The 11,831-nt window shown below is 74.9% G+C and carries 10 protein-coding genes; 7 read left to right on the plus strand and 3 right to left on the minus strand.

The features are described from left to right. Nucleotides 1–365 precede the first annotated feature (365 nt). The 4 genes from purB (at nt 366) to ACZ4M8_RS25270 (ending at nt 4,477) form a co-directional block, all read left to right on the plus strand. Nucleotides 366–1,799, plus strand: coding sequence for an adenylosuccinate lyase (gene purB, locus ACZ4M8_RS25255; protein WP_467611308.1), 1,434 nt, complete (start codon nt 366–368; stop codon nt 1,797–1,799). 2 nt (nt 1,800–1,801) lie between these two features. Then, nucleotides 1,802–2,365 carry a G/U mismatch-specific DNA glycosylase gene (gene mug / locus ACZ4M8_RS25260; RefSeq protein ID WP_467610982.1) on the plus strand — a complete coding sequence of 188 codons (564 nt, stop codon included), beginning with the start codon at nt 1,802–1,804 and terminating at the stop codon, nt 2,363–2,365. Nucleotides 2,366–2,550: 185 nt separating this feature from the next. Continuing rightward, nucleotides 2,551–3,696, plus strand: a complete 1,146-nt coding sequence (locus ACZ4M8_RS25265) for an ROK family protein (protein WP_467610984.1) — start codon at nt 2,551–2,553, stop codon at nt 3,694–3,696. A 160-nt stretch (nt 3,697–3,856) separates the two neighbouring features. Beyond that, nucleotides 3,857–4,477, plus strand: a complete 621-nt coding sequence (locus ACZ4M8_RS25270) for a hypothetical protein (RefSeq protein WP_467610986.1) — start codon at nt 3,857–3,859, stop codon at nt 4,475–4,477. Nucleotides 4,478–4,661: 184 nt separating this feature from the next. Here the strand turns inward: ACZ4M8_RS25270 and ACZ4M8_RS25275 are convergent, their stop codons facing one another. Further along, nucleotides 4,662–5,408, minus strand: coding sequence for a GntR family transcriptional regulator (locus ACZ4M8_RS25275; RefSeq protein WP_467610988.1), 747 nt, complete (start codon nt 5,406–5,408; stop codon nt 4,662–4,664). A 388-nt stretch (nt 5,409–5,796) separates the two neighbouring features. On the opposite strand from ACZ4M8_RS25275, the gene ACZ4M8_RS25280 reads away from it, so the two are divergent. Together ACZ4M8_RS25280 and ACZ4M8_RS25285 are read left to right on the plus strand one after the other, a co-directional pair. Next, on the plus strand, nt 5,797–7,395 hold the full coding sequence (locus ACZ4M8_RS25280; protein WP_467610990.1) for an alkaline phosphatase D family protein: 1,599 nt from the start codon (nt 5,797–5,799) through the stop codon (nt 7,393–7,395). Nucleotides 7,396–7,507: 112 nt separating this feature from the next. Next, nucleotides 7,508–8,908, plus strand: coding sequence for a GNAT family N-acetyltransferase (locus ACZ4M8_RS25285; RefSeq protein WP_467610992.1), 1,401 nt, complete (start codon nt 7,508–7,510; stop codon nt 8,906–8,908). Nucleotides 8,909–8,924: 16 nt separating this feature from the next. Here ACZ4M8_RS25285 and ACZ4M8_RS25290 read toward each other — a convergent pair whose 3' ends face one another. Further along, complete coding sequence (locus tag ACZ4M8_RS25290; RefSeq protein ID WP_467611310.1) at nt 8,925–10,055, minus strand: MFS transporter; 1,131 nt, start codon at nt 10,053–10,055, stop codon at nt 8,925–8,927. Nucleotides 10,056–10,312: 257 nt separating this feature from the next. On the opposite strand from ACZ4M8_RS25290, the gene ACZ4M8_RS25295 reads away from it, so the two are divergent. After that, the gene (locus ACZ4M8_RS25295; protein WP_467610994.1) at nt 10,313–11,059 is read left to right on the plus strand and encodes an AraC family transcriptional regulator; all 747 of its coding nucleotides are present in this window, start codon (nt 10,313–10,315) and stop codon (nt 11,057–11,059) included. A 7-nt stretch (nt 11,060–11,066) separates the two neighbouring features. On the opposite strand, the gene ACZ4M8_RS25300 is transcribed toward ACZ4M8_RS25295, so the two are convergent. Continuing rightward, the gene (locus ACZ4M8_RS25300; protein WP_467610996.1) at nt 11,067–11,660 is read right to left on the minus strand and encodes a TetR/AcrR family transcriptional regulator; all 594 of its coding nucleotides are present in this window, start codon (nt 11,658–11,660) and stop codon (nt 11,067–11,069) included. Nucleotides 11,661–11,831 lie beyond the last annotated feature (171 nt).

Genomic DNA, 11,831 nt, shown 5'->3' on the forward strand with positions numbered 1-11,831 from the left:
CTGGCCGGCCGTCCGGCGAGGTGGCCGACCGCCGCCCGGCGGGCTCCGGACCGCACGTCGATCAGGCGATCAGGCGATCAGGCGATCACCGACACGTTCGGACCGGAGCCCGGCCCCGGCGTGCCCGGCCCGGAGCCTCGCCGACGCCCGGCCCGCTCCGGCCCCCCTGCCGTACGTGCCCTCAGCCCCCGGTGCGGGACGCCCGGACGTACGGCACGCCGTGCGGCGACGGCCGCCCGCCGGACGGCCCGGCCCGCCGCACAGGGGCCGCGCGGTCGGCACACCGCGGGCCTGTAGGAACGTACAGCCGGGACCGGGGCGCTGGCCTGCGGAAACCGACAGTAGACTCTGGCCATGTGACTGCTGTGACTGCGAAGCCCCGCATCCCCAATGTCCTGGCCGGCCGCTACGCCTCCACCGAGCTGGCCGTGCTCTGGTCCCCCGAGTACAAGGTCGAGCTGGAGCGGAAGCTGTGGCTCGCCGTCCTGCGCGCGCAGAAGGACCTGGGCGTGGAGGTGCCCGAGGAGGCCCTCGCGGACTACGAGCGGGTCCTGACCACCGTCGACCTCGCCTCCATCGCCGAGCGCGAGAAGGTCACCCGGCACGACGTCAAGGCCCGTATCGAGGAGTTCAACGCCCTCGCCGGGCACGAGCAGGTCCACAAGGGGATGACCTCCCGCGACCTGACGGAGAACGTCGAGCAGCTCCAGGTCCGGCTGTCGCTGGAGCTGATGCGCGACCGTACGGTGGCGGTCCTCGCCCGCCTCGGCTCGCTCGCCGCCCAGCACGCCGAGCTGGTCATGGCCGGGCGCTCGCACAACGTCGCGGCGCAGGCCACCACCCTCGGCAAGCGGTTCGCGACCGCGGCGGACGAGCTGCTGGTGGCGTACGGGCGGCTGGAGGAGCTGCTGGCGCGCTACCCGCTGCGCGGCATCAAGGGCCCGGTCGGCACCGCGCAGGACATGCTCGACCTGCTGGGCGGGGACGGCGCCAAGCTCGCCGAGCTGGAGCAGCGGATCGCCGCCCACCTGGGCTTCGGCCGCGCCTTCACCTCCGTCGGGCAGGTCTACCCGCGCTCCCTCGACTACGACGTCGTCACCGCGCTGGTGCAGCTGGCCGCCGCGCCGTCCTCGCTCGCCAAGACGATCCGGCTGATGGCCGGGCACGAGCTGGTGACCGAGGGCTTCAAGCCCGGCCAGGTCGGCTCGTCGGCGATGCCGCACAAGATGAACACCCGCTCCTGCGAGCGCGTCAACGGCCTGATGGTGATCCTGCGCGGCTACGCGTCGATGACCGGTGAGCTGTCGGGCGACCAGTGGAACGAGGGCGACGTGTCCTGCTCCGTGGTCCGCCGGGTGGCGCTGCCCGACGCGTTCTTCGCGCTGGACGGCCTGCTGGAGACGTTCTTGACGGTGCTCGACGAGTTCGGCGCGTTCCCCGCCGTCGTCGCCCGTGAGCTGGACCGTTACCTGCCGTTCCTCGCCACCACGAAGGTGCTGATGGGCGCGGTGCGCGCCGGGGTGGGCCGCGAGGAGGCGCACGAGGCGATCAAGGAGAACGCGGTGGCGTCGGCGCTGGCCATGCGCGAGCAGGGCGCGGAGCGCAACGAACTCCTCGACAAGCTGGCCGCCGATTCCCGGATCCCGCTGGACCGGGCGCAGCTCGACGCGCTGATGGCCGACAAGCTGTCGTTCACCGGTGCCGCCGCCGACCAGGTCGCGTCCGTGGTGGAGCGGATCGGGAAGATCACCGAGGAGCACCCCGAGGCCGCGGCGTACACGCCCGGCGCCATCCTCTGACCGTGGGTTTCACCCCCGAGGAGCTGCAGGCCGGGCGCGGCCGTCATGTCCCCGATGTGACGGCGCCCGGCCTGCGGGTCCTGTTCTGCGGGATCAACCCGTCGCTGATGACGGCGGTCACCGGGCACCACTTCGCCCGGCCCGGCAACCGCTTCTGGCCGGTGCTGCACGCCGCGGGTTTCACCCCGCGGCAGCTGACCCCCGCCGAGCAGGGTGAGCTGCCCTCGTTCGGGCTGGGCATCACCAACGTCGTGGCGCGGGCGACCGCGCGGGCCGACGAGCTGACGGCCGAGGAGTTCCGCGAGGGCGGGAAGCTGCTGGCCGAGAAGGTGGCGCGACTGCGCCCGCGCTGGCTGGCCGTGGCGGGCGTCACCGCGTACCGCACCGCCTTCGGCGACCGGCACGCGGCCATCGGCCCGCAGGAACGCACTCTGGGCACCACCCGCGTCTGGGCGCTGCCCAACCCCAGCGGCCTCAACGCCCGGTGGACGGTGGCGGCGATGGCAGAGGAGTACGGCCGGCTGCGCGCCGCGGCGTTCGACGGGGAGGACGCGCCCGCGGAGTGAGCCACGGGCCGGGCCCGCCCACCGCGCCCGGCGCCGCCGCAGCCGCTCCGTACCCGACGGCCCGCCCCACCGCCCGGGGCGGGCCGTCCGGCTTTTGTCCGTGCCCGTCCGGCGGCTCTCCGGGGCTCGCCGGTATCCCGCTGACCGGCTACGATCCGCCACACACCGAGGCGAGGAGACGGACGTTGGGGCGGCTCACCGGCGGGGACCCCTCCCTGCTGCGACGGATCAACTCGGCGGTCGTGCTGCACGCGCTGCGCGCCGCCGGCTCCTCCCCCACGCTCACCGATCTCGTCCAGGTGACGGGGTTGTCCCGGCCGACGGTCGAGGGCGTGGTGGAAGGGCTCATCGAGACCGGGCTGGTGGCCGAGGCGGCCGCCGAGGAGGGCGAGGCGCGCCGCCAGGGCCGGCCCGCGCGCCGGTTCCGTTTCCGGGCCGAGGCCGGGCATCTGCTGGGCATCGAGATCGGCCCGCACCGCGTCACCGTCCTCCTGTCCGACCTCGGCGGCCGCGTCGTGGACTGTGCTCAGCGCACGGTCGACGAACGGGCCGGTGCCGACGAGCGGTTGGAGCGGGTGCGTACCGCCGTCGCCGAACTGCTGCGCCGGGCCGGGGTGCCGCGCAGCTCCCTGCGGGCCGTCGGCGTGGCCAGTCCGGGCATCGTGGAGGCGGACGGCACGGTACGGCTGGGCACCGCGCTGCCCGGGTGGACGGGGCTACCGCTCGGCGAACGGCTGCGCCGCTCGTTCCGCTGCCCGGTACTGGTCGAGAACGACGCCAACGCGGCGGTGGTGGCCGAGCACTGGAGCGGCGCGGCGACCGGCAGCGACGACGTCGTCTTCGTCCTCGCCGGGCTGAGCCCCGGGGCCGGCGCGCTGATCGGCGGACGGCTGCACCGCGGTTTCGGCGGCGCCGCCGGCGAAATAGGCGCCCTGCACCTGCTCGGCCGGGAGGCCACCCCGGAGAAACTGCTGTCGACCACGGGGAAGCCGCTGCACCCGCTCGACGAGGCCCAGGTCGCCGAGGTCTTCGCGCTGGCGCACGAGGGCGACGCCCGTGCGCAGGAGGCGATGGACCGCTTCCTGCAACGCCTGGTCCACCACGTGGCGGCGCTGGTCCTGGCCCTCGACCCGGAACTGGTCGTCATCGGCGGCTGGACGGCGGGCCTGGCGGGCGCCCTCGACCCGCTCCGCGACGAACTGGCCCGCTACTGCCTGCGCCCCCCGCGGGTCGCGCTCTCCACCCTGGGTGAAACGGCGATCGCCACCGGAGCGCTGCGCCTGGCCCTCGACCACGTCGAGGGCGAACTCTTCGCGGTCGAGAGCCACTGAAGAACCGCACTCCGCGGCGGCTTTCCGCCCCACGGGGCCCGGCCCGGTTCCCGTGACAGTGCCTCGCGGCGTCCCTTCCAGGAGGCTCTTCCGGATGCCCCCGGACGAGGGCGGCCGGGCGATCGGCGGCGTTGTCAGAGGTGCTGGTTACGCTCCAGACATGAGCGACAACACGATGTGGGACGCCCTGGCGGCGACCCCTCTCCCGGAAGTACGACGCCGCGCGGCCGTCATGGACGAACTCGCCGAGGTCGAACCGGTGACGGTGCCCGGCGCACGGCGTCTGGCGTGGAACGACGGCGGCGGTCAGTCCGCGGTCTGGTACTTCGCCGAGGACGGCCGCGCGCTGCTGCTGACGTTCGACCACGAGTCCACACTGAATCTGTACGCCGAGGACGATTTCGCCCTCCAGGAATCCTTCTACGAGGGTGTCCCCGAGCCCCTCGTCGCCCTGGTCCGCGACCGCCCCGAGAACTACGAGTCGCTGAACCTCACGGACCCGGCGACGGGCCGGACGATCCACTACGCGGGCGGTGTCTTCTGGTACGACGGCACCCGCTGGCACGTGGCCGACGGCCTCGCGGAGTACTGCCGCCGCGAGGACACCGACCTCTTCGGCGAGTCCGGCTTCGAGTACTGCCTGGACGGCTACCGCTTCGGTCAGGACTTCACCCCGGAGACCGTCGTGGCGGCCCAGGACGAGGACGGCTGGTACGAGGACGAGAAGCAGAAGGAAGCCGCCCTGTCCGGCATCCGTGAAATCTTCGCCCGGCACGGCTAGCCGTTTCATTCCTCGCCCGGCACGGCTAGCCGCTTCTCTGCACCGCCGTGCCGCGCGGACGCGTCTCCTGGCCGGTTCGCCGTCAGGTCCAAAGACGGGGCGCCCGGCGGGCCGGCGCGCCCGCCCGCACACGCCTCGGGCCCGGACCGCCGTGCGGCGGCCGGGCCCGAGGGAGCGTCGTCGGTCAGCCGGCGAGCAGGGAGACCGCTTCGCTCTCGCCGAAGGTGAGGCGGCAGGTGTCGGCGCGGTAGGTGGAGACCGCCACGGCGGCGGGGCGGCCGCCGGAGACGTAGCGGGTCGTCACGACCAGGACGGGGGCGCCGGGCAGCCGGTCGAGGGCCTTGGCGTCCTCGGCGCTGGCGGAGCCCAGTTCGACGGTGCGGTCCTGGCCCTCCAGCTCGTGGACGGCGAGGGCGTCCAGCACCGCGCGGGCACGGGCCGGGGCGCTGACCGCGGCGATCTCGGCGCAGCCGGGGACCGACGCCGCGGGGACGTACAGCAGCTCGGCGGCGACGGGGCGGCCGGCGGTGACGCGGTTGCGGCGGACGATGTGCACGGGGGCGCCCGGCTCGGCCTCCAGGAGGCGGGCGACGGACGCCGGGGCGGCGTCGGTGGTGCCGGCGTCGACGGGCTCCCAGTCGTCCCCGGCGGCGCCGGGCCAGGTGTGGCGGGCCGGGTCGACGGCGACGCCGACGCGCGGCGGGGCGACGGTGGTGCCCACCCCGCGGCGGCGCTGGAGGCGGCCCTCCAGCTCCAACTGTTCCAGCGCCTGACGCAGCGTGGCGCGGGCGACGCCGAACCGGGCGGCCAGCTCCCGCTCGTTGGGGAGGATCTCGCCGACGGAGAACTCCGAGTCCAGCGCCTCGCTGAGTACGGTCTTGAGGTGCCAGTACTTCGGCTCCGGCACCGTTTCGAGCTGCGTGGTCCCCACCCTGTCCTCCGCCTCGGCCGTGCCCCGAAGGGCCGCGCTCCGCTCCCGCTGTCCATTGGGCGGACCGGTTATGAGCGCTTCTTTATTAAAGGTTGTTGCAGTATCGCCGACGATAGGCCCGGCCCCACCCTTGGTCAAGACCAATGAGCCAGGAGTGGGGGAATCGCCGGGCGGGACGCCAGGGGCTGCCGCGGACACCCCTGACCGTCTAGCGGAGCCGTCAAGGACCCGGCGGGCGGCTGGCCTTCGGCACGGCGGCTTGCCACGATGGCCCGGTCGCGGGGCGCGGTGGTCGGCCGGAGTTCACCGGGAGTTGGCCGACCGGGCATCGCGGCACGGTACGAACGGGACGTCACGGTACGTGTGCGACTTCACGGAGGTACATCTGATGGCACCGGGATCCGGCGGCGGGTTCGGACGGCGGTCGCTGCTGCGCGGCGCCGCGGTGGGCTCCGCCGCGCTGGCGCTGCCCGCCCTGTCCTGCGCCGCGCCCGCGCAGGCCCGCAGCGGACGGCCGGCGGCCCGGTGGGGCACCCAGGTCGGCGATGTGACGGCGACGTCGGGGCTGGTGTGGGTGCGCTCCGACCGCCCGGCCCGGATGATCGTCGAGACGGCGGCGACCGAGGCGTTCCGTAACGCCCGGACCTGGACCGGCCCGGTGACCGGCGCCGGGACGGACTTCACCGGCGTCACCGCGGTGCACGGACTGCCGCCCGGTGAGCAGATCCACTACCGGGTGCGGCTCGCCGACCCGGACGACCCGCGGCGCTCCGGCGAGCCGCTGACCGGTACGTTCCGGACCGCTCCGGCGCACCGCCGCGACGGGGTGCGTTTCCTGTGGTCGGGCGATCTGGCCGGACAGGGCTGGGGCATCAACCCCGACCGGGGCGGCTACCGGATCTACGAGGACATGCGCCGCCGCGACCCGGACTTCTTCCTGTGCAGCGGCGACAACATCTACGCCGACAACCCGATCGAGGCACAGGTCACGCTGCCCGACGGCCGGATCTGGCGGAACGTGACGACCGAGGAGAAGGCGAAGGTCGCCGAGACGACCGACGAGTTCCGCGGCGCGTTCCGCTACAACCTCCAGGACCACCATCTGCGGGCGTTCAACGCCCAGGTGCCGACGATCACGCAGTGGGACGACCACGAGGTGCACAACAACTGGTACCCGGGGCAACTGCTGGACGACGACCGGTACACGGTCAAGGACGCCGATGTGCTGGCGGCGCGGTCGCTGCGGGCGTTCGGCGAGTACTTCCCGATCCGTACGCTGCGGCCCGGACGGGAGGGACGGGTGTACCGCGTGGTGCGGCACGGTCCGCTGCTGGACGTGTTCGTGCTGGACATGCGGCGCTACCGCAACGCCAACTCGCCAGGGCGGCAGACCGACGACCCGCAGGGCATCCTCGGCGCGGAGCAGCTGCGCTGGCTCAAGCGGGAGCTGTCGCGTTCGCGGGCGGTGTGGAAGGTCATCGCGTCGGACATGCCGCTGGGTCTGGTCGTACCGGACGGCAAGGAGAACTTCGAGGCGGTGGCGCAGGGGGATCCGGGTGCGCCGCTGGGGCGGGAGCTGCAACTCGCCGAGCTGCTGCGGCACATCAAGCACCGGCGGATCACCGGCACGGTGTGGCTGACCACCGATGTGCACTACACCTCGGCGCAGCACTACGCGCCCGAGCGGGCGGCGTTCAAGGACTTCGAGCCGTTCTGGGAGTTCGTGTCGGGTCCGCTGCACGCGGGCGGTTTCCCGGCGGTGAAGCTGGACGGCACGTTCGGGCCCCGGCAGGCGTTCGTCCGGGCGCCGGACCGTGCCAACACCTCGCCCGCGGAGTCGCCGCAGTACTTCGGCGAGGTCGACATCGACGGCGGCAGCGGTGAGCTGACGGTGCGGCTGCGGCGGGACAGCGGGCCGGGGGACGGCCGGGAGGGCGACGAGGTGCTCTTCAGCAAGGTGCTGCAACCCGGGCGAGTGGGGCAGTAGCCGCGTCATGCCGCGAAACAGGAGCTTGCGCCTCTTGCACCCCTTACCGGTTTTTACCCGTCGGACACAAGACGTTGGCGGCCAGGCAACACCGGTCGGCGAGGCTGACGGCATGACCGACACCACCCCCGCCCTCTCCACCCGCCGGGACCACCGGCGCCGGAACGCCCTCGCCCTCGCGGCGCCGTACGCGGCCGTCGCGGGCGTGGCCGGCGCCGCGGGCTCGCTGGTCCACGGCCCGGCGGGGCCGGCGCTGCTCGGCGCCGCCGGGCTCGCCGCCGCCGCTCGGCCCGCCGTGACCGGGCTGCGGACACGGTGGTCACGCCGGCACGATCCGGCGCCGCCGCCGTCCGATACCGGCGCCGCGGCACCGAACGCCGCCGCGGGGGCTCCGGCGCCCGCGGCGCGGACGGCGCTGTGGCGGATGCGTACCACCGTCGAGGACACCCCGGGCAGCCTGGCCGCGCTCTGCACGGCGCTGGCCGCGCACGGCGTGGACATCCTCAGCCTCCAGGCCCATCCGCTGTCGGCGGGGACGGCGGACGAGTTCCTGCTGCGCGCGCCGGGAGAGCTGACCCCGGAGCAGCTGACGTACTCGGTGGCCGGTGCGGGTGGCCGCCACACCTGGCTGGAGCGGGCCGACGCGCACGATCTGGTGGACGCGCCGGCCCGGATGCTGGGCCTGGCCACCCGTACGGCGCTGGACTCCGCGGAACTGCCGCTGGCGCTGCGGCAGTTGCTGGGCCGGTGCACGATCCGCTCGGTGCCGGCCCGGCCGGCGCACGGGCGGCCCGCCGAGCCGCCGCCCGCCGAGGGTGTGCTGGAGGACCATGTCATGAAGTTCCGGGACCCCTCGGGGGGTTCCCTGATCGTCGAAAGGCCGCAGTTGCCGTTCACACCCACCGAGTTCGCGCGGGTGCACGCGCTGGTCGAGCTGGACCGCCGGCTGGGGCAGCGGGTGCCGCCGCGCCGGGACGTCCTGACCCTGCCCGAGGGGAACGATCTGACGGTCCGCCGGGCCGGTCCGAAGGACCTGGCGGCGGCGGTGGCGATGCACCGGCGCTGCTCACCGGAGACGCTGGCCCGCCGCTACCACGGTCCGGTCGGTGACGCCGACGCCTATCTGCGGCATCTGCTCGGCCCGCACCACGGCCGCACCCTCGCGGTGGAGACCGCGTCGGGCCGTCTGGTGGCGCTCGGGCATCTGCTGTGGGACGGCGAGGAGACCGAGGTGGCGCTGCTGGTCGAGGACGTCTGGCAGAGCCGGGGCATCGGCGCGGATCTGCTGCGCCGGCTGGTGGCGATGGCCGGTGCGGACGGCTGCGGGAGCGTCTACGCGATCACGCAGCCGTCCAACACCCAGATGGTGGCGGCGATGCGGAGTCTGGGCCTGCCGCTCGACTACCAGATCGAGGAGGGCACCCTGGTGATCACCACCCGGCCGGAGGGCGGCCCGGCCCCGTACCCCGTCCGTCCGGCGACCGCCTCCGGCGAGTTGCCCGGCCCGGTCTGACCCCGGCCCCACGGCCTCACCCCGCCCCCACCGCGGGCTCCTTCAAGCCCCGCAGCAGGAGGCCGCCGAGGGCCGGGAGCGCGATCAGCGGCAGCAGCGCGGTCCGCAGCGAGGTGGCGTCGGCGAGGGTGCCGATCAGCGGGGTGGCGAGGCCGCCGACGCTGACGGCGAGCCCGAGCGTCACCCCGCCCGCGGTGCCCACCCGGCCCGGCAGGTAGTCCTGGCCGAGCGTGACCTGGAGCGAGAACGGCACGTACAGCGCGGCCGAGGTGAGCGCCACGCACACGTACAGCGCGGGCCCCGGGACGAGGACGACGCCGGCGACGGCCGGGACGGTCAGCGCGCAGGCCCACCGGACCACCGGGAGGCGGCCGAAGCGGGTGGCGAGGCGGCCGCCCGCGACGGTGCCGACGGCGCCGCCGAGGTAGAGGACGAAGAGGGCGGCCGCGCCCGCGGCGGGCCCGCCCCCGGTGCGCTGGCGCGCGTAGAGGGAGAGGAAGGCGCCCAGGCCGACGAAGACGACCGAGCGGCAGACGACGGCGCCGGAGAGGCGGGCGAAGGAGGCCCAGTCGTCGCGGGCGGCGGGGGCCGTCCGGGCGGGCGCGGGTCCGGACGCCGGTGCGGCGAGGGCGCGCAGCGCGGCGGCGCAGAGGACGGCGCCGAGGAGCGCGGGCAGCGCCAGCAACGGGGAGGCGCGCAGTCCGCCGGTGGCGACGACGACGGCAACGAGCAACGGGGCGGTGGCGAAGCCGAGGTTGCCGCCCAGTGAGAACCAGCCCATGGCGGTGTGGCTCCCGCGGCTCGCCACGCGCGCCACCCGGGCGGCCTCGGGGTGGTACGCGGCGACGCCGAGGCCGCCGACCGCGACGGCCGCGAGGGTGAGGCCGTAGGTGCCGGTCAGTCCGGCGGCGGCGACGCCCGCACCGGACAGCAGGACGCTGACCGGCAGCAGCCACGGCAGCGGCCGCCGGTCGGTGACCGCGCCGAACAGCGGCTGCACGACGGAGGAGAGCAGCGAGGCGGCCAGCACGATCCCTGAGGCGGCGGCGTAGCCGTAGTGCCGTTCGGCCACGAAGAACGGTACGAGGGCGGCGACGGCCCCCTGGTAGACGTCCACGCAGGCGTGTCCGAGGGAGAGCAACGGCAGCGGACGGAGGGCGCGCGGGGTGCGGGGGCGGGCCGGGGCGTCGGGGTCCGGGCGGGTGACGCCCGGGGCGCCGGGCTGCCGGTGTGCGGTGGCCGGGCCGTCGTCCGGTCGGGGTCCGGGGCCTGTTCCCGCGACGCCGGGGGCCGGGCCGGGACCGGCGGGTGGGGGGACCGAGCGGGAACGGGAGGTCCGTCGTGTCGTCATACCGCCATCGTCGGCGGCGGATCGGCGGCGCGCTTCCGGTAAATTGCCAAGTGATGCCGGAGATCCGCCACACCCCCGAGGCGCCCACCCGGGCCCGCTCCCTCGCGCCGGGCGAGCGGATCGCCGCGCACCGCCACGACGGGCATCAGATCATCTACGCGGGCTCCGGGCTGGTCGCCGTCACCACCGACGCGGGGACGTGGTTCGCGCCCGGCAACCGCGCGCTGTGGGTGCCCGCCGGATGCGTCCACGCCCACCGGGCCCACGGCCGTCTCGCCCTGCATCTGCTCGGGCTGCCCGCCGACGTCAACCCGCTCGGTCTCGACGCCCCGACGGTCCTCACCGTCGATCCGCTGCTGCGGGAGCTGATCGTCGCGTACACCCGCGAGAGCGCTGCGGACAGCCCCGAGCGGCGGCGGCTGCGTGCCGTGCTGCTCGACCGGTTGCGGGCGTCGGCGCAGCAGCCGTTCCGGCTTCCGGCGCCGGCCGATCCGCGGCTCGTCGCGGTCTGCGGGCTGCTGCACCGCGATCCGGCGGATGCGCGGACGCTGGCGGCGCTGGGTGCCGCGACCGGCACCGGTGCCCGTACCCTCAGCCGCCTCTTCCGGCGGGAGCTGGGCATGACGTTCCCGCAGTGGCGTACGCAGTTGCGGCTCTACCACGCGCTGCGGTTGCTGGCCGATGAGGTGCCGGTGACGGTGGTGGCGCACCGTTGCGGGTGGGCCTCCGCCAGCGCGTTCATCGATGTCTTCCGCCGTGCGTTCGGCCATACGCCGGGCAGCCACCACGGCCCGGCCTGACGTGCCGTCACCTTCGGGGGGCGCCCGTGCGCAGGCCGTCCATGACGAGGTCCAGCAGCCGGGCGGCGCGGCCCTGCCAGTCGCCGCGGGGATCGAGCTGCCAGAGTCCGGCGATGGCGAGGAGGAAGTCGTCGGGGGTGACGCCGGGGCGGATGGTTCCGGCGCGGGTGTTGGCGTCGAGGAGGAGCGTCACGGCGGCGGTCACCGGGGCGCGGCCGACGCCCGCGAGGCCGCCGGGCGCGCTGGCCCGGCGGAGCGCCTCGGCGAGTCCCGCCTTCGTCAGGGCGTGCCGGGCGAGGCGGTCGAGCCAGGTGCGGAGTGCCACGTCGGGGGCGTGGGCGCGCAGGAGCGGGGCGGCGAGGGCGGCGACCCGCTCGACCTCGTGGCGGTAGACCTCCAGCACCAGGCACTCCCGGCTGGGGAAGTTGCGGTAGAAGGTGGCCTGTCCGACGCCGGCCCGGCGGGCGATGACGCTGAGCGGGGCGCCGGCGTCGGCCGTGAGTTCGGTGAGCGCGGCGTCGAGGATGCGCGCGCGGTTGCGCAGGGCGTCGGCGCGCCGGGGAGGTTCCCGGCGCGGACCGGGCCGGGGTTCCTCGTGCACCCGTCCTCCTCCGGAAGCGGCCGGCGGCCCTTGCTGCGCGCACGGCCGTCCACTAGGTTTCCCCGATGTGGACAACTGTCCGCTCGGTCCACCGTAGCGGCTGACGGGCGTGGTGGGGAGAGGCGGTTCCGCCGGTGCGGGCGCCGCTTTCGGCCGCCCTCCGGCCCGCCT

The organism is Streptomyces sp. NPDC027185 (genome assembly GCF_055567035.1).